Source organism: Phyllobacterium sp. 21LDTY02-6 (genome assembly GCF_023554255.2).
Lineage (GTDB): Bacteria > Pseudomonadota > Alphaproteobacteria > Rhizobiales > Rhizobiaceae > Phyllobacterium.
Window position 1 is genome coordinate 138,717 of sequence record NZ_JAMJWD020000001.1, and the last position, 16,053, is coordinate 154,769.

At 60.5% G+C, this 16,053-nt stretch carries 19 protein-coding genes; 10 read left to right on the forward strand and 9 right to left on the reverse strand.

Features of this window, described 5'->3' with window-relative positions; translation table 11 throughout:
- Positions 1-14: 14 nt before the first annotated feature.
- Positions 15-425: a flagellar protein FlgN gene (locus tag M8997_RS00650; RefSeq protein ID WP_250018450.1), complete on the forward strand. Its 411-nt coding sequence runs from the start codon at positions 15-17 to the stop codon at positions 423-425.
- The gene (locus tag M8997_RS00655) at positions 422-892 is read left to right on the forward strand and encodes a hypothetical protein (RefSeq protein WP_250018451.1); all 471 of its coding nucleotides are present in this window, start codon (positions 422-424) and stop codon (positions 890-892) included. The genes M8997_RS00650 and M8997_RS00655 overlap by 4 nt, the downstream gene beginning before the upstream one ends.
- On the opposite strand, the gene M8997_RS00660 is transcribed toward M8997_RS00655, so the two are convergent.
- The gene (locus M8997_RS00660; RefSeq protein WP_250018452.1) at positions 889-1,239 is read right to left on the reverse strand and encodes a PilZ domain-containing protein; all 351 of its coding nucleotides are present in this window, start codon (positions 1,237-1,239) and stop codon (positions 889-891) included. The genes M8997_RS00655 and M8997_RS00660 overlap by 4 nt on opposite strands.
- 189 nt (positions 1,240-1,428) lie before the next feature.
- On the opposite strand from M8997_RS00660, the gene M8997_RS00665 reads away from it, so the two are divergent.
- Positions 1,429-1,845: a hypothetical protein gene (locus tag M8997_RS00665; RefSeq protein ID WP_250018453.1), complete on the forward strand. Its 417-nt coding sequence runs from the start codon at positions 1,429-1,431 to the stop codon at positions 1,843-1,845.
- Positions 1,846-1,983: 138 nt separating this feature from the next.
- Entirely contained in the window at positions 1,984-3,753 is a 1,770-nt protein-coding gene (locus M8997_RS00670) for an SLC13 family permease (protein WP_250018454.1), read from the forward strand.
- 6 nt (positions 3,754-3,759) lie between these two features.
- Here M8997_RS00670 and M8997_RS00675 read toward each other — a convergent pair whose 3' ends face one another.
- On the reverse strand, positions 3,760-4,071 hold the full coding sequence (locus tag M8997_RS00675; RefSeq protein ID WP_250018455.1) for a hypothetical protein: 312 nt from the start codon (positions 4,069-4,071) through the stop codon (positions 3,760-3,762).
- Positions 4,072-4,214: 143 nt separating this feature from the next.
- Between M8997_RS00675 and M8997_RS00680 the strand changes: the two genes are divergently transcribed.
- Complete coding sequence (locus M8997_RS00680) at positions 4,215-4,427, forward strand: hypothetical protein (protein ID WP_250018456.1); 213 nt, start codon at positions 4,215-4,217, stop codon at positions 4,425-4,427.
- Here the strand turns inward: M8997_RS00680 and M8997_RS00685 are convergent.
- Complete coding sequence (locus M8997_RS00685; protein ID WP_305884364.1) at positions 4,424-5,986, reverse strand: PAS domain-containing sensor histidine kinase; 1,563 nt, start codon at positions 5,984-5,986, stop codon at positions 4,424-4,426. The two genes, M8997_RS00680 and M8997_RS00685, sit on opposite strands and share 4 nt — an antisense overlap.
- Positions 5,987-6,239: 253 nt before the next feature.
- Between M8997_RS00685 and M8997_RS00690 the strand changes: the two genes are divergently transcribed.
- The 3 genes from M8997_RS00690 to M8997_RS00700 all read left to right on the forward strand — a co-directional run bounded on the left by M8997_RS00690 (position 6,240) and on the right by M8997_RS00700 (position 7,442).
- Complete coding sequence (locus M8997_RS00690) at positions 6,240-6,479, forward strand: hypothetical protein (RefSeq protein ID WP_250018458.1); 240 nt, start codon at positions 6,240-6,242, stop codon at positions 6,477-6,479.
- A gap of 38 nt (positions 6,480-6,517) precedes the next feature.
- The gene (locus tag M8997_RS00695) at positions 6,518-7,162 is read left to right on the forward strand and encodes a DUF6766 family protein (RefSeq protein ID WP_250018568.1); all 645 of its coding nucleotides are present in this window, start codon (positions 6,518-6,520) and stop codon (positions 7,160-7,162) included.
- A gap of 73 nt (positions 7,163-7,235) precedes the next feature.
- Complete coding sequence (locus tag M8997_RS00700; protein WP_250018459.1) at positions 7,236-7,442, forward strand: hypothetical protein; 207 nt, start codon at positions 7,236-7,238, stop codon at positions 7,440-7,442.
- An 81-nt stretch (positions 7,443-7,523) separates the two neighbouring features.
- Here M8997_RS00700 and M8997_RS00705 read toward each other — a convergent pair whose 3' ends face one another.
- The 4 genes from M8997_RS00705 to M8997_RS00720 all read right to left on the reverse strand — a co-directional run bounded on the left by M8997_RS00705 (position 7,524) and on the right by M8997_RS00720 (position 11,428).
- A complete protein-coding gene (locus M8997_RS00705) occupies positions 7,524-8,585 on the reverse strand; it encodes a nickel/cobalt transporter (protein ID WP_250018460.1) in 1,062 nt (353 codons plus the stop codon).
- A 16-nt stretch (positions 8,586-8,601) separates the two neighbouring features.
- Positions 8,602-9,258, reverse strand: coding sequence for a DUF1007 family protein (locus M8997_RS00710; protein ID WP_250018461.1), 657 nt, complete (start codon positions 9,256-9,258; stop codon positions 8,602-8,604).
- A gap of 80 nt (positions 9,259-9,338) precedes the next feature.
- Positions 9,339-10,238 (reverse strand): LysR family transcriptional regulator, encoded by a 900-nt coding sequence (locus M8997_RS00715; protein ID WP_250018462.1) that lies wholly within the window; start codon positions 10,236-10,238, stop codon positions 9,339-9,341.
- Positions 10,238-11,428 carry an amidase gene (locus M8997_RS00720; protein WP_250018463.1) on the reverse strand — a complete coding sequence of 397 codons (1,191 nt, stop codon included), beginning with the start codon at positions 11,426-11,428 and terminating at the stop codon, positions 10,238-10,240. The genes M8997_RS00715 and M8997_RS00720 overlap by 1 nt, the downstream gene beginning before the upstream one ends.
- A gap of 538 nt (positions 11,429-11,966) precedes the next feature.
- Between M8997_RS00720 and odc2 the strand changes: the two genes are divergently transcribed.
- Together odc2 and M8997_RS00730 are read left to right on the forward strand one after the other, a co-directional pair.
- The gene (odc2, locus tag M8997_RS00725) at positions 11,967-13,100 is read left to right on the forward strand and encodes an ornithine/lysine decarboxylase (protein WP_250018464.1); all 1,134 of its coding nucleotides are present in this window, start codon (positions 11,967-11,969) and stop codon (positions 13,098-13,100) included.
- Positions 13,101-13,184: 84 nt separating this feature from the next.
- Positions 13,185-13,793 (forward strand): GNAT family N-acetyltransferase, encoded by a 609-nt coding sequence (locus tag M8997_RS00730; RefSeq protein ID WP_250018465.1) that lies wholly within the window; start codon positions 13,185-13,187, stop codon positions 13,791-13,793.
- Positions 13,794-13,808: 15 nt separating this feature from the next.
- Here M8997_RS00730 and M8997_RS00735 read toward each other — a convergent pair whose 3' ends face one another.
- Positions 13,809-14,420 (reverse strand): alpha/beta hydrolase, encoded by a 612-nt coding sequence (locus M8997_RS00735; protein ID WP_250018466.1) that lies wholly within the window; start codon positions 14,418-14,420, stop codon positions 13,809-13,811.
- Positions 14,421-14,523: 103 nt separating this feature from the next.
- Positions 14,524-15,972: an NADP-dependent phosphogluconate dehydrogenase gene (gndA, locus tag M8997_RS00740; protein WP_371929468.1), complete on the reverse strand. Its 1,449-nt coding sequence runs from the start codon at positions 15,970-15,972 to the stop codon at positions 14,524-14,526.
- Positions 15,973-16,053: the final 81 nt, after the last annotated feature.

The window sequence follows — 16,053 nt, forward strand, 5'->3', positions numbered from 1 at the left end:
TTGAAGGAATGATTATGACAATAAACGATACTAAAACGAACGAAATTCAGCGTCTGGACCAGGCACTCGAGCCGGTATATTCGGCAATTCAACGTCTTGAAAGCGTGATCGATCACGAAACCGACCTGCTGCTTGACGGTTCAACCGTCGATCTCAAGGAAATCAGCGCCAGCAAGAGCCGGGGCCTTCGCGATTTCAACAAGGCTCTCGGCAAGGCAACCAAAATCGTCGACCAGGGAGCATTGAAGACCCTGCAGCCTTTGCTGGAAAGCCTGCGGCGCAAGCTGGACCGCAATTGCGATGCGCTCAAGCTGCACCTGCGCGCTGTCAGCGAACTGACTGGCATCATCCGCGATGCGCTCGAAACGCATGAGGCGGACGGCACCTATACGGTGGAGCAACTCCGCAGCGGAAGCGGTGCATGATCCGCATCATCGTCATCGGCCTGTGGGTCTGCGGCGTTGCGCTGGGCTCGCTCTATTTCGCCGTCCGCTACAATTCGGCGTCTGCTTCCAACCCCGCCGCGGTCGAAACCGTGCTGGACAATGGCAAGACCGACATATTCAGCGTGCCGATCATCGTCGACGGCGCCGTGCAGGGCTATATCGTCTCGCAGCTGATCTACACCCTGGACGGCAATGCCAATCAATCGGCGGGGGCTCCCGTAAGTTTCTTCATCAATGACGAGATTTTTCGCCAGTTCTATGGCCGCTATTCGGAAGTCAAGGACGTGCAGAAGGTGGAGTTCGACGACGTCAGGAAGTCGATCATCGAGCGGGTCAATACGCGCTTCCCCAGGCCGGTGCTGCGCGACCTGCTGGTCGAGCAGTTCAACTACATCTCATCCAACGATATCCGCAATCAGAACATGAAGGGCCTGCCGCGCGGCTAGGGCTTGCCGAGCGAATAGTATTTGCCCGACAGCGCCTCGAGGACCGCTTCGCCGAGGGGCGGCACATCGGCTGGCGTAATGAAACGGATGCCGATCTCCATGCCCTCGCTCCACACCGACTGGCCGAGCAGCACGCCGCAATACTGGTCGTCGAACAGCCAGAACTGTTCGGGGACGATGGCCTTGCGCGCGAGCCTTATGCGTGCGCCATTTTCGGTAAGGTCATAGAACTGGCACTCCACGATGAACCGTCCATCGACCGAAATGATCTTTCCCGACCGCAGCCGCGTTCGCTTCCGCTCCTCCAGCCGCTGATCGGGTCCATTCTTTCGGGTTTTCGTGAACATCTGCCTTGCCTGATCACCTGTTCTCACCCTGAGATTAGCCGTAAAAGACTTTCAAATCCGTTAGAAGTTCCTGACACCTGTAGGCGGTGAGGCGGTTTGTCCACAACTTCAGATTGCTAGATATCCAATGCCTATCGGAAGTTGAACGGAAGAGGAGTAGACACTCTGAAGTTTAACCTCGGGGGTCTCATGTTCAATAACCGCTTTATTCTCGCACTTTTATTTGCAGCACCTGTTTCCTTGGCGCAGGCGCAGACCTGCGAGAGCAATTTCAAGGTCACCGGCGTTCCAATGGTCACAGCGATGAGCTTCAAGACGTCGATGGATTTCCCCGGTATCAAGCCGGATCAGGCTTTGAAGACATTGGCCCAGGCGGTGGCCGCCGAAGGCTTCTCGGGCATCCGGACCGACAAGTCGCTCGGCGCGGTCGATGCCTATCAGGAAACGTCCGGCTCTGGCAGGGAGCAGACATTGCGCGTCGTAGCCCGCAAGAAGGGCAAGGGCACACGGGTCGATGCCATGTTCAACATCCAGCAGGGGCAGGTGACGAGCCAGAGCATCGTGCGCAAGGGGCTTTGCACCATCGTCATGTCGCTCGCCGACTGACCGTTTTCAATAGATGTTGCGCCGTGCAGGCGTGAATGATGTCATCGCGGCAAACGAATCAGCGGTGAGGTCAGGAACGGCCCGCGTGGAACAAAATATGAGCTTTCCTGATTTCGTTGGAATAAAACGGGGAATCTCATGACCACGCAGCAGTTTCTGGCCTTTGCCGTCATCGTTCTCATGATGGCGGCATTCATCTGGGGGCGTTTTCGCTACGACGTGGTGGCAATGTGCGCGCTCCTCGTGGCCTGCCTGCTCGGTCTCGTCCCCTATGACCGCGCCTTCAGCGGTTTCAGCGACGAGATCGTCATCATCGTCGGCAGCGCCCTTGTGGTGAGTGCCGGCGTGGCGCGTTCCGGGCTGATGGAGGCGGCCGTGCAGCGGTTTGCGCCGCGGCTGGTTGCGGTTCGTGGGCAATTGGCGCTGCTCGTCATCGTCGTGACGGTCCTCTCCGCCTTCGTCAAGAATATCGGCGCCCTTGCGATCATGATACCGATCGCGTTCCAGTTTGCCCGCCGGTCCAATGTTTCGCCGTCGCTCTTCCTGATGCCGATGGCCTTTGGAGCGCTGATGGGCGGCCTGATGACCCAGATCGGCACCTCGCCCAATATCGTCGTTTCCCGGGTGCGCGAGGAAATGGTGGGCGAGCGCTTCACCATGTTCGACTTCACGCCGGTCGGCGCGACGGTGGCTGCGGTCGGCATCGTCTATCTGGTCCTGTTCTACTGGCTGGTTCCCATGCGTTCGAGGGAAGGCCTGTCGGCGGACGAGGCCATCGAGATCAGCAATTACGTTGCGGAAGCCTCCGTTCCGCAGGGCGCTTCGGCCATCGGCAAGACGGTGGTCGATATCAGCAAGCCCGGAGAGGGCAGGGCAAGCATCACCTCGATCATTCGCGGCGAGAGCCGAACCAGTCCGTTGCCGGATACGATCATTGCGCAGGGTGACGTGCTGGTGCTTGAAGGCGATCCCGCCGCACTCGATGCCATCGTCAATTCCGGCAAGCTCAAGCTTTCGCGCGACCGGATACCGGAGCAGGAGCAGGGTTCCGAACTCGAATCCATCGAGGCGGTCATCGGTGACAATTCTCCGCTCATCGGCCTCTCGGCGCGCGACCTGTCGCTGTTCGACAGGTACGAGGTCAATCTGCTTGCGCTGAGCCGGCAGGGCGAAAGGATCACCGACAGGCTCGGCGAGATAAAGCTGCGCCTGGGTGACGTGGTGGTGTTCCAGGGCAAGGACAGCGTCCTGCCGGCGTTGCTGCGCGAATTCGGCTGCCTGCCGCTGGCCAAGCGTACCATCATGCTCGGCAATGTGCGGCGCGGGCTCATTCCGCTGTCGATCCTGCTGGTCGCGATCATCGTCACGGCGTTCGGCCTGGCGCCGGTCTCATTCGTCTTCTTCGCCGCGGCGGTGGCCATGGTCGCATTCAAGGCCATCCCTGTGCGCGAACTCTACACTGCCATCGATGGTCCAATCCTGGTCATGCTTGCCGCGCTCATTCCCGTCAGCGATGCGCTGCGAACGTCGGGCGGCACGGACCTCATTTCGCAATATCTGACCGCCTACGCGCATTCCCTGCCTCCATTCGCGGCGCTGGGCGTCATTATGGTCGTCGCCATGGCGGTGACGCCGTTTCTCAACAATGCGGCAACCGTGCTGGTCATGGCGCCGATCGCCTCCAGTTTCGCGACCGGGCTCGGGTACAGGCCCGAGGCGTTCCTCATGGCCGTCGCCATCGGCGCAGGATGCGATTTCCTGACGCCGATCGGTCATCAGTGCAATACTTTGGTCATGGGTCCGGGTGGCTACACTTTCGGGGATTACCCGCGGTTGGGCCTACCGCTATCGATCATCGTGGTGCTCGTTGCGGTGCCAACATTGATGTTCTTCTGGCCGCTCCGATGAGAGGGTTCATGGCTCGTCGATTTCGGCGGAGGACGAGGCAGCAGCGCGAATAGTGCCCGCCACCATGCCGCGCTTGCCCTCGGCGGGATAGCGCAGGGACGTATCTTCGATGACGTTGTAGAGTTCGTTGTCGAGGAAGTCCTGGCGCGAACCTCCCTTATGATGGCTGGACGCCAGCTCCGCCGCTAACGCCCTGGCATCGTCGGGCGATTCCGCCCGCACGATGACTTCGCCCTGTGTGCCAGCGGAGTTCCAGTTGGGGTCGCTCTCGGTCGTAACCGGCAGGAGACGATAAATTCGAAGCGAAGCCTCGGCCATCCTGTTCTCCTTTCTCTCCATTGCCGGTGAAACGGCCGCAAAAGAGGATGGTTCCCGCTTCATGCGGAGCTGTTCGGGGAACCACCAGGCATAATCGGCGGTTTCCGCATGGAACCGTGCGACAGAGAAGCGGAGAACTTCCGATGAACATGCGAAATCTACTGATCATTCCGATGTTTGCGGCCTGCATCGCCTGCAGCGACCAGTCCCGGCAACAGCAGGACTCGACGCCCACGACCGAGACCAGTCCACAAATGGACACCAGGAAGTCGCCGCAGACCTCGACCGGCGGCGAGACGGAATCGACGACGCCCAGCGGCAATGAAAACCGCCCGACCCCGGCACCTGCGAATTAGGATGCCGGCGCCTCCGCTGCGTCTTCGTCAGGCGCTGCCGCCGCCGAGGACAGGGCTTCGGCGAGCTTCTTCGACAACTGGCTGAGCATGAACGGCTTCGAAAGCAGCGGAACCTTGCTGAAATCCTTCGGCAATTCGGAATAGCCGGTGACGAGGATGACCGGCAGCGAGGGCGACCTCTCCTTGATATGGCCGAGAAGCTGGGTGCCGGTCATGCGCGGCATCGCCTGATCGGTGACGACGAGGTCGATATCCGGGTTCTGCTCCAGCAGCCCGAGCGCATCCTGGCCGGAAGATGCCTCGATCACCTCATGGCCGAGTTCCTCGAGCATGGCCACGGTGTTCATCAGTACGAGCGCGTCATCATCGACCGCAAGAACTTTCAGCGCCCGCTTCTCAGGAGTGGCCTGGACCTCCATGGCGCGAACCGGCGCCGTGATTTCCTGCTCCTGCGCCACCGGCAGCCAGAGTTCTGCCGTCGTGCCTTTCTGCGGCTCGCTGCGCAAGACCAGCTGGCCGCCCGATTGTTTCATTATGCCATGCACCATCGGCAATCCGAGACCCGTGCCCTTGCCGACGCCTTTCGTCGTATAAAAAGGCTCGATGGCGCGATCCAGCGTCTCCTTGTCCATGCCTTCGCCCTCGTCACTGATGGAAAGGCAAGCGTAGCGCCCGGCAGCCATGTCCGGATCGCCGCCTGCCACCGTCGCCTCACGCGCCGAAATGACGATCTTACCGCCGTTCGGCATGGCGTCGCGGGCGTTGACCGCAAGATTGAGAAGCGCAAGCTCCAACTGGTTCGGGTCGGCCGTGACGTTGGGAAGTCGCGCCGGAAACCGCATGTCGATCGTGATGGCCGGCCCGATCGACCGTTCGAGGAGATCGGCAACGTTGTCGACGAGGCCAGGCAGGTCGACAGTCTGCAGGTCGAGATCCTGCCGCCGCGCGAAGGCCAGCATGCGCTGGGTCAGCGACGAGCCGCGCTGGGCGGCCTCCACCGCATTGTCCAGCAGGTCCAACGCGCGGGGATCGGCCGAGATGCGCTTGCGCAAGAGTTCGAGGCTCCCGAGAACCGCCATGAGAAGATTGTTGAAATCATGCGCTACGCCCCCGGTCAGCTGGCCGATGGCTTCCATCTTCTGCGACTGGAACAGCGCTTCCCGCGCCTTGGCAAGTTCCTTTTGCGCGTTCATCCGTTCCGTCACGTCGCGCGTCACCTTGGCAAAGCCGATGAGTTCGCCATCATCGTTCCTGACGGCATCGATAATCACATTGGCCCAGAACCGTGTTCCGTCCTTGCGAACCCGCCAACCTTCCTTCTCGTATCGCCCCGTCCGGAACGCCGTGGCCAGCGCGATATCGGGCAGACCTTCATTCAGGTCCTCTTCAGTGTAGAATCGCGAGAAATGCTGACCGATAATCTCGTGCTGCTTGTAGCCCTTGATGCGTTCCGCACCAATGTTCCAGCTCGATACATGCCCGGACGTATCCAGCATGTAGATGGCATAGTCGGTAACGCCTTGCACCAATATCCGGAATTGTTCTTCGCTGCGTCTCAAGGCTTCGCTCGAGCCTTGTCGCGGGTCAGGAACGCCTGATCCCACATCGTTCCGATACTCCATCGAACCCCTCGAACTGGCGACAATCCGCCTCTCTTTTGACCGCTCCTGAAACGAAGCTGGCGCAATAATGTTCCCTTTGCAGCGCGGAGGACCAGCAAAGAGTTCAGCGCCTGTCGGCGGCGCCGGAGGCCACGGCGGAACAAACATCGCGCATCGCCCGTTAAGGAGAAGCTTCGCAGGAGATGGACATATGGCCCCCCAGCAATTGATCATCGTGACGGTTTTCGACAAGGACGACGCCGGTACGCTCTATCCGGCCGGCGAACCGCGACGTTTCGATACCGAGGCGGGCGCGGTCCAGGCGGCCAAGGAACTGGCCTCACGCCATGATGGCGTCATTGCCTGGGTGCGAAGCGCCGTATCCGGAGCCGAGGAGTATGGCCCGGCCAAGGTGCTCTACAGCGCTGGTGAAGCCGTAGACATGGAATGAGCGAGATACGTCGTGACAGCCAGCTTCGGAGGCTTGATGTGAGGTTTTTCCGCAATCATGGGCTCACCATCGTTCTGATGACGGCATTCGCCGCCAGTGTGGTGGGGATGGTCATTGCCGGATGGAACCATGAGAACCAGCAATTGGCCAATCACGGCCAGGCGCAGATTAGCGTTGCGCAATATCTGTCCGATGCCAGTTTCTGGTCCGCCCTTTTCGAGAATTGGGAAAGCGAGTGGCTGCAGATGGCCGCCTATGTTGCCCTGACGGCATTCCTGTTCCAGAAGGGGTCGGCGGAATCGCTCGATCCGGACAATCCCGAGCGCGAGGAGAGCAAGAAGAAGCCCTATTACCCCCGGAGCGTGCGTGGCTCGGCGATTCTGCGCCGGCTCTACGAATATTCGCTGGGCATCGCACTTGCGTCGTTTTTCATCCTTTCCCTCGCCGCTCACCTCGTTGCAAGCCGTGCGGCCGCCAATTCCGAGGCGTTGATGCATGGCAGGCAACCCGTTTCCATGCTCGACTATGTCGGCGATGCGCAATTCTGGTTCGAGTCGTTCCAGAACTGGCAATCGGAATTCTTTTCCACGGCGATGCTGGTGGTGCTCTCGATCTTCCTGCGCTTCAAGGGATCGCCCGAATCCAAGAGCATTTCCGCGCGCCATGAGGATACGGGCGGATAGGAACCAATTCGCGCACTTGCAAATCTGGCACGGAGGCTTACAAGCACAGCACATTCGCGCCGAAAGACAGATAATGGATCCTCAAAACCGCAGTGCAGCTATCGCCGCCTTGTGCATTCTCTTCGGCTTTGGCCTGGTTGCCTTCTTCATGCCGAACCTGATGCTCGCGATCGCCGATTGGTCGCCTGCCGCGGCAGGCGTCTTTGCCGGCCTGTTCGTCCTTGCCTTCTTCTTCGTTTTCTGGCTGAGGGCGCGCCGGCAAAAGCGGCGGGAACGCTAGTGACCCGAATCTGGATTGCAGCAGCGTCAGATGAACTTCAGATTCGAAAGGATCACTAGCAACCATATGCTAGACCGAAGCTCAGTACTGAAGTGCTGCCGCGAGAAGAACCAGTCCGAAAACGGTGATAAACAGCGCCCCGGCGATCTCGATGATGCTCTGCATCCGGGACGACAACGACGAACTGCCTGACAGTCGCAGTGCCACGTTCTTCGCCATCACCGATAGCGTTGCGAGGATGGCCACGGTGATGAACGTCCCGATGGCCATGGCGAAGACCGACAATATTCCGCCGATGACGAGGCCGTTCAGCAGCGAGAAGGTCAGTACGATCAAGGCGCCGGAGCACGGGCGCAATCCAACTGCGATGATGGCCGCCCAGGCAGTCTTCCAGTTGAACTCGCCGGCGATCATGGCCGGATCCGGCGCGTGAGAATGGCCGCAGCTCGCGCAGACCTCGCCGGGCCCGTGATGGTGATGATGATGGTGGTGGGCGTGATCGTGGTGATGCCCTGCATGGTGGTGATCGGCATGGCCGTGTTCATGCGCGGCGACCGGAACCGGGCGCGTTGCCCATAGCAGCGGCACCTTGCGCCATAGCAGTGCCAGCCCGAAAGCCGCGATCAGCCCAAAGCTTGCGATCTCCATGAGCCGCGTCGCGTCATCCATCGAGATAGTCGTGCCGCGCAGGACGAGAAAGGTAACGCCGATAATGGCAATGGCGCTGATCGCCTGCAGCATCGACGAGGCGAAGGAGAGAAAGATGCCGCGGCGCAGGGTCGTCTCATTGGCAAGCATGTAGGACGAGATCACCGCCTTGCCGTGTCCCGGTCCGACCGCATGCAATATGCCGTAGAGAAAGGACAGGCCGACCAGGACGGACACGTGCCAGGGGTTTTCGCGCATGGCTTTCAGCGATTGGGTCATGGCCAGATAGAAACTGCGTTGCTGCGCATTGATCCAATAGATGAAGTTGGCGAAAGGCCCGGTCGGCTGCATGGCGGATTCGTTCATCCCGATGCCAAGGGATGACGTCTGCGCCAGGGCGTGGCCGGCGATCAGGGTCAGCAGGATCGCGGCGATCAGGATAACGAGACCCGGCCTTGCACCTTTGGGCAGCGCCACGCATTTCTGTAGGGTCATGGTGTGATGCTTTCCTTCACCCCTGCGGGCAGTCGATTTCAAGACGGGTGGCGAAAATCTTCGACATGTCCGTTCCCGTGGGATCGTTGAAGAAGGCGTCGGTCAGCGTGGCCTGGTTCTGCGCGATGGCCTCGTCCGGGTTCGGCCGCACCACCTTCTGCTGACATGTAGCGGGTATGCCTTTCACGTGGACGTCGCTGTCGTTCACATAGTCGATCGCGGTGTAAAAGGTAGGGTCGTAGACGCCGAAACTGGTCTTCTGGCCGAGCTTCAACGCTTGTTTCGGCGTGCTTTCGAATATGATCAGCAATTGGTTGTTCTGGAAGTCGGCGATGATATTGGGCGGTGCCGCCATTACGATCTTCTTGCCATTGAGTTCCACGGACTGGAAATAGTCGAACTCGGAAATCGAGGCGTTGATCGTCTGGGCCAGATCGGCCAGTTCCTTCTGGTCGAGTTTCAGATCGCCATTCTTGTCGAATTCGACAAGAACCGTACTCGAGAAAAGATCGTCGAAGCGCCAGACGTGGCCGAGCTTTTCCACTGTCCCATCGGGCTTGATGCTGACATCCAGCCGGGCCTCGGCAAAGACATGCGGATGTACATAGGCGGGCGTGGAGAAGCCCACGGCCAAGGCGAGAGTAGCTAGGAAGATGGGCAGTCTCTTATGCATCGGCGAACCTTGGAATCAGCCACAGGGGACAACCTGAACTTGGCGAAATTGGGACGATATAACATTAATCGGCGCCGGTTTCAGCCCCGACGGTAATCCTTGAACCATTGCGACAGATAATCGACGAGAACGCGCACCTTCGCCGGCAGGTAGCGCCGGTGTGGGTAGACGGCGTAAATGCCTGCGTCGCGCGGCACGAATTCTTCGAGCACGCTGACCAGGCGGCCGCTCTCGACCTCGCTGCGGGCGATGAAATCAGGCACCATGGCGAAGCCCAGTCCGGCGAGCGCGGCCCGGCGCGTTGCCAGCGGGCTGTTGATCTCGATTATGCCGGTGACCTGGATCGATGTGGCGCTGCCGTCGGCGCTGCGAAAATGCCAGCTGTTGCGCGAGCGGCTATTGGTATCGATGATGCAGGGCAGGGCAACCAGATCCTCCGGCCGCTGCGGCATGCCCACCCGCTCGATCAGTTCCGGCGAGGCGCAGAGAACGACGCCGAACGGCGCAATCCGCTTTGCGATCAGGGACGAATCCTGCATGCGGCTGATGCGTATCGCGAGATCGAACCCTTCCTCCACCAGATCGACAAAGCGATCGTCGAGGCGCACATCGAGTACGATATCGGGGTGGGCGGCGCAAAAATCGATGAGACATTGGCCGATATCGGCATCTGCGAAGCTGCGCGGAGCCGAGATCTTGATCCGCCCCTTGATGTCGCTGCTCGAGTCGCGCACGGATTCTTTCAGGCTTTCGACATCGCGCAGGATTTCATTGGCGCGCTGGTAGTAGGTATGACCGGCCTCGGTCAGCGAGAATTGCCGGGTCGTCCGGTTGAGCAGCAAGGCGCCGAGTTCGTCTTCCAATTCGCGCACATATTTGGAAAGCAGCGCCTTGGACCGGCCAATCTTGCGCGCCGCAGCCGAAAATCCCTCCGCTTCGACCACATCGACGAAAGCGCGCATGCGCGTCAGCGTGTCCATCAGCCGGGCTCCTTTCCGGCGAGCAAGGACCGTGCGAGGCGGATCAACGCGGCGTCGCTGTCCCTTGGGCCGATGATCGAAATGCCGAACGGCGCGCCGTGCACCTCTCCGAGCGGCACGCTGATCTGCGGGAAGCCGGAGAGCACGGCCAGGCAGAGCAGCCGCAATGCGCGCTCGCGATAGGCTTGAAGCTCCTCAAACGGCGTTGCGCTCAAGGGGGCAGCGCCGGGAACGGTAGGCAGGATCAGCACGCCATCGTCGGACAAAAGATCTGCGAACTCCGCGGTGAAGAGCGATCGGCGCTGCAATTGCGCGTTGTAGGTGCCGGCATCGATCTCGGCACCATAGGCGAAGCGCTCCTTGACGCCGGGCCCGAGCCCGCGGTCTTTGGCCGAGATCCATGGTCCATGGGCGGCCCAGGCTTCGTAACCCTGTATCTGACGGAAGCAGAGATAAAGATCGTCGATCGAGGCTGTCGACTGTCGCGCCGAGCGGGCATGGCCGAGATGTTCGGCGACGATCTTGTACATGCCGCGATAGGCGGCATCCTCCGCCTCGCCGACAAGCAGATGTTCGAGGAGCGGGATGAAGAGCGGGCGGGCGAGCCTGAAGCGGGTTTCCTCACCCGGAAAGAACAGCTGCCCGACCTTTTCATAGAGCGTGATGTCGCGCGCGAACCAGCCGAATGTATCGAGCGAGGGTGCAAGCGGCATGGTGCCGTCGAGCGATATGCGGCCATGGGTGGTGCGCAGCCCGACGAGGCCGCAAAAGCTTGCTGGAGCCCGTATGGAACCACCCGTATCCGAACCAGTTGCAATTGCAACTATCCCGCCTGCCACCGCTGCCGCCGAGCCGGAGGAGGATCCGCCCGTGACCCGTTGCGGCGCTCTGCTGTTGACCGGATGCGGAAAATGCGCGTTCTGGCCCATCAGCGAAAAGGCAAGTTCGTCGGTTTGCGTCTTGCCGACGATCCGCGCGCCGGCATCGACCAATGTCCCGATGGCCGGGGCCGTGCGGCCAGCCGGGCGCGATTCGCGCGCAATATCAGGATTGCCGCAGCCGGTGGGCAGCCCTTCGACGTCGAAAATGTCCTTGACGGCCAGGGTTTCGCCGCGCAGTGGCCCATCCACCTCCGCCGAAGCCGGTATGTCGAGGTCGAGCAATGCGTTCAAAGGCGGAAGTGTCTTCATCGTTCACGGATTCTAGGTGATTTTGCCGTCACCGTTCAATGAATAAAAATTTTGGTCCAGCCCCATATTTGTCATTGATTGGACACAAGTTTCCACTTATATCGCGCTTGCCCAAAGTCGCACGTGCCTGTGGGTGTCCGCCGATCCTCATGATGGTGAGGAAACGGTATGGTACCTGGAACTAACCCCTCCAGTCAGTTTGACGGCCTACCGCCAAGCTGAGGACATCTTGAAGCAACGACGGTGCGGGCCTTTCTGGTGTCTTTCGGCTGTCCAAAAGCCGGAATTACTGAAGAGGCACACCTTCATTGCCGGTAGTGCGGATGGGTTCATCCAAGCCAAGGCAGACAAAGCGGATTTACGCTGCTTGCAGCGTGGTCCATCGCCGCATGATCCTTCGCGTGTTTCCAGTATCTCCAAAGGCTGGCTCCACGAGGGACGGATTCTTGCACTTTGTCCTTCGGCAGCTCGGGCGTTCCCGTGATTGCCGTACATGCTTGAGACGGCCGTGAAACGCCGTCACGATTGGAGAACCACTATGGCGACGCAGCGCATCCTCGATTTCATCAATACCCGACGTCCGAACGGCCCATGTATGGTGCTCGATCTGGAGGTCGTGCGCGAGAATTTCCATAATTTCGAGATGGCACTGCCGAATTCGAAGATCTTCTACGCGGTGAAGGCCAATCCCGCGCCTGAGATCCTGCGCCTGCTTGCCTCTCTCGGCTCGAGCTTCGATACGGCATCCGTCGCCGAAATCGAAATGGCTCTGGACGCCGGTGCCACGGCAGACCGCATCTCCTTCGGCAACACGATCAAGAAGGAGCGCGATATCGCGCGTGCCTTCGAGCTCGGCATTCGTCTCTTTGCCGTCGATTGCGTCGAAGAAGTCGAGAAAGTGGCGCGTGCCGCTCCGGGAGCACGTGTATTCTGCCGCGTCCTTACCGATGGTGCTGGTGCCGAATGGCCGCTGTCGCGCAAGTTCGGCTGCGTTCCGGCCATGGCGGTCGACGTCCTGCGTGCGGCCAAGTCGCTTGATCTCGAGGCCTATGGCGTGTCGTTCCATGTCGGCTCGCAGCAGACCGACCTTGCCGCTTGGGATCGTGCCCTTGGCGACGCCAAGCACGTATTCGACGCGCTTGCCGCCGAAGGCATCGTTCTGAAGATGGTCAATATGGGTGGCGGTTTCCCGACCCGTTATCTCAAGGACGTGCCGACTGCCCAGGCCTATGGACAGGCGATCTTCCAGGCGCTGAGCAAGCATTTCGGCAATCGCCTGCCCGAGACGATCATCGAGCCCGGCCGCGGAATGGTCGGCAATGCCGGTGTGATCAAGGCCGAAGTCGTGCTGGTCTCGAAGAAGGCCGACAATGACAATGTTCGCTGGGTCTATCTCGACATCGGCAAGTTCGGCGGTCTCGCCGAGACGATGGACGAGGCAATCCGCTATCAGATCACCACGCAGCGCGATGGCGACCACAGCGAGCCGTGCGTTCTCGCCGGCCCGACATGCGACTCCGCCGATGTCATGTATGAAAAAAACCCGTATCCGCTGCCCATCTCGCTGACGATCGGCGATGAAGTGCTGATCGAGGGAACGGGCGCCTATACGACGACCTATTCCGCGGTGGCCTTTAACGGTTTCGAGCCCCTCCGATCCTACGTCATCTGATCCGGCAATGCCGGATCTGGTGTCCCCGTCCGCCAAAGGCGGATCGGGATGGGTCGGATATCTCTTGCTTGAATGGTTCGAAAGATGAACGCTGCAGAAAAAATAGGACGGGTCCAGCCTGGCGCGAAGGCCTTCACCATCGTCAATGAATTGCCGCAGGATCAGGCCGCACGCGAAGAACTGCTCGACCGGGCCATGGGTCCCGGAAGGCGGCGCAAGTCCTCCGAGAAGCTTCGTCGTGGACGGTTGCCCTCCGAAGGCATGGCTTTTGTTGCGCGCGATGCCGACGGCAGGCTGCTCGGAACGGTGCGGCTCTGGGATATTCAGGCCGGCCATGACGCGCTGGGCCTGCCTATCCGCGCGCTTCTGCTCGGTCCCCTGGCAGTCGATCCGTCGATCAAGGGCAGCGGCATCGGCGCCGGGCTCATGCGGCATGCGATCGCCGAGGCCGCGCGCCTCGGACATGGTGCCATTCTTCTTGTCGGCGACCCGGAATATTACGAGCGTTTCGGCTTTTCCGGCGCGAACACCACAAGCCTTGCAATGCCCGGTCCGGTGGAGCGGCATCGCTTTCTCGCGCTCGAGTTGCGCACTGGCCACCTCGCGGGCGCGCATGGCGTACTCATGCCACGCGGCCGCAAGGCGAAAATGAGCGTCACTGCTCCGGTTTCGCTGCGCTTCTCGGCGCGGTGAATGGCAGGGGGATGGCTATGAGCCGTCCCCGATGAAACGGCCGACAGCGGCGATCTCGCCTTGCGGGATTTCGTGGCCGCCCGAGTGCCAGAAGAGCTCGACATCGGCCTTCTGCCCGACGAGATAATCCGCCAGCAACTGGGTGGTGGATGGCGGGCAGATGGGATCATTCCTCCCGGCAGTTATCAACATGCGCCGGCCGGCCAGTCCGGCATTGGGTTCCGGCTGCCACGGGATGAGCGGATGCATTAGAACCGCATCGTCGAACAGCTCGGGCCGGGACAATATCACCGAAGCCAGGATGTTGGCGCCATTCGAATAGCCCAATCCGATGATCCTGGACGGTCGGGCCTGCTCTATCCTGTCTTCGACGAAACGAGCCATGGCGGCCGTGCGCGCCCGCAGGTCATCCATATCGTAGACGCCTTCGCCAGTTCGGCGGAAGAAACGAAGCGCGCCATGTTCGGAGACATCGCCGCGCGGCGCGACAATGCCCGCATCGGGCAGCAACTGCCGGCCATAGCCGAAGAACTGGTTCTCGTCGCCGCCGGTGCCGTGGAAGACGATGAGCAAGGGTTGCCCGGGCTCCGCCTCATGGGCGCGGTAGTGATAGCTGGACTGGGTCATGACGAGCCTTCCGTTTTGCGTGTCAGCCCCTCATATGATGAGCCGCTGGCCGGTGCACAGCGGCTCACCCCTTTTACGCATTGTCGCCGTTTGTCGAACGATCCTAGCCGGCGCTCGACCAGGGCCCATGGAAGTCGCCCTCCTGGTCGAGCCGCTTGAAGCCATGGGCGCCGAAGAAATCGCGCTGTGCCTGAATGAGATTGGCGGTACCGCGAGCCTGGCGGAAACCATCGAAATAATTCAGCGCGGCGGATAGCGCCGGTACCGGCAGGCCGGCAAGCGATGCTTCCGCAACGATCTTGCGCAGGGACTTCGAACCTTCCTTCATCCGCTCGACAAATGCCGGCACGAGAAGCAGGTTGGTGTCGGCATTGCCTTCGAACGCCGCTGCAATCTCGTCGAGGAACTGCGATCGGATGATGCAGCCGGCGCGCCAGATTCTTGCTGTTGTCGCCAGCGGAATGTCCCAGCCACGCTCTTTCGAAGCGCCAGCCATGACTTCGAAACCTTGCGCATAGGCCGCAATCTTGCCCGCCAGCAAGCCGCGCTCGAGCGCATCTATGAAGCCCTGGCTCTTGTCGGCGAGCCTGGCCGTTCCGAGGTCGCCATAGGCCTTGGCGGCCACCGACCTTTGTTCAACCAGGGAAGAGATCGACCGCGCCGCGACCGCGGCCTCGATTCCGGTCGCGGGAATGCCAAGCATCTGCGCCTCGATCGCGGCCCAGCGTCCGGTCCCCTTCTGTCCGGCGCTGTCGAGGATGACATCGACAGCGGGTTTGCCCGTTTGCTTGTCGGTTGCCAGCAGCACCTTCGCGGTGATCTCGATCAGGTAGGAATTCAGCGGCCCCTTGTTCCACGTTTCGAAGATCTTTCCAATCGCGTCGGGGGCAAGCTGCAGACCGTCGCGCAGCACGCCATATACTTCGGCGATCATCTGCATGTCGGCATATTCGATGCCATTGTGGATGGTCTTGACGAAATGGCCGGCACCGTCCGGTCCCATCAGGGCGGAACAGGGCTCGCCCTCGAATTTAGCCGAGATCGCCGTCAATACGGGCTCGATGCGGGCATAGGATTCCGGCGTACCGCCGACCATGATGGAAGGTCCGTGTCGCGCGCCTTCTTCGCCGCCGGAAACACCCATGCCGACGAATGTCGGATCGCCGGAACCAAGTTCCGCCAGACGGCGAACCGTATCATGGAAGTTCGCATTGCCGGCGTCGATGATGATGTCGTTCTTCTCGAGATAGGGCTTGAGCGCTGCAATCTGTTCATCGACAGCCTCGCCGGCCTTGACCATGAGGATGATCGGCCGTGGCGCGCGAATGTTCTGGGCAAGCTCTTCGAGCGATTGGCAGGTGACGATATTGTCCTGCAGGGAACCTGCTCCAGCGTAAAATTCCTGCGTCTTGGCAGGTGTCCGATTATAGACCGCGATGCGATAACCGTTTTCGGCGATGTTCAGGGCCAGATTGGCGCCCATGACACCGAGGCCGATCAATCCGATGTCAGCTTGCTGCATATTCTTCGTCCTATTCCTGAAATATTGCATCTGGAGCCATGCTTCGCGCGGCACCTGTCCGGGACAGCATTAGTATATCAATGCGGCGTGGCGGCAACGGAAAACATCTGT

What these genes read in the sequence shown, in the direction of transcription:
- M8997_RS00675 (WP_250018455.1), bottom strand. Translation starts at nt 4,071, where the DNA reads ATGGCCGAGGCTTCGCTTCGAATTTATCGTCTCCTGCCGGTTACGACC.
- M8997_RS00660 (WP_250018452.1), bottom strand. Translation starts at nt 1,239, where the DNA reads ATGTTCACGAAAACCCGAAAGAATGGACCCGATCAGCGGCTGGAGGAG.
- gndA (WP_371929468.1), bottom strand. Translation starts at nt 15,972, where the DNA reads ATGCAATATTTCAGGAATAGGACGAAGAATATGCAGCAAGCTGACATC.
- M8997_RS00665 (WP_250018453.1), top strand. Translation starts at nt 1,429, where the DNA reads ATGTTCAATAACCGCTTTATTCTCGCACTTTTATTTGCAGCACCTGTT.
- M8997_RS00720 (WP_250018463.1), bottom strand. Translation starts at nt 11,428, where the DNA reads ATGAAGACACTTCCGCCTTTGAACGCATTGCTCGACCTCGACATACCG.
- M8997_RS00700 (WP_250018459.1), top strand. Translation starts at nt 7,236, where the DNA reads ATGGATCCTCAAAACCGCAGTGCAGCTATCGCCGCCTTGTGCATTCTC.
- M8997_RS00655 (WP_250018451.1), top strand. Translation starts at nt 422, where the DNA reads ATGATCCGCATCATCGTCATCGGCCTGTGGGTCTGCGGCGTTGCGCTG.
- M8997_RS00680 (WP_250018456.1), top strand. Translation starts at nt 4,215, where the DNA reads ATGAACATGCGAAATCTACTGATCATTCCGATGTTTGCGGCCTGCATC.
- M8997_RS00710 (WP_250018461.1), bottom strand. Translation starts at nt 9,258, where the DNA reads ATGCATAAGAGACTGCCCATCTTCCTAGCTACTCTCGCCTTGGCCGTG.
- M8997_RS00705 (WP_250018460.1), bottom strand. Translation starts at nt 8,585, where the DNA reads ATGACCCTACAGAAATGCGTGGCGCTGCCCAAAGGTGCAAGGCCGGGT.
- M8997_RS00650 (WP_250018450.1), top strand. Translation starts at nt 15, where the DNA reads ATGACAATAAACGATACTAAAACGAACGAAATTCAGCGTCTGGACCAG.
- M8997_RS00730 (WP_250018465.1), top strand. Translation starts at nt 13,185, where the DNA reads ATGAACGCTGCAGAAAAAATAGGACGGGTCCAGCCTGGCGCGAAGGCC.
- odc2 (WP_250018464.1), top strand. Translation starts at nt 11,967, where the DNA reads ATGGCGACGCAGCGCATCCTCGATTTCATCAATACCCGACGTCCGAAC.
- M8997_RS00715 (WP_250018462.1), bottom strand. Translation starts at nt 10,238, where the DNA reads ATGGACACGCTGACGCGCATGCGCGCTTTCGTCGATGTGGTCGAAGCG.
- M8997_RS00735 (WP_250018466.1), bottom strand. Translation starts at nt 14,420, where the DNA reads ATGACCCAGTCCAGCTATCACTACCGCGCCCATGAGGCGGAGCCCGGG.
- M8997_RS00670 (WP_250018454.1), top strand. Translation starts at nt 1,984, where the DNA reads ATGACCACGCAGCAGTTTCTGGCCTTTGCCGTCATCGTTCTCATGATG.
- M8997_RS00690 (WP_250018458.1), top strand. Translation starts at nt 6,240, where the DNA reads ATGGCCCCCCAGCAATTGATCATCGTGACGGTTTTCGACAAGGACGAC.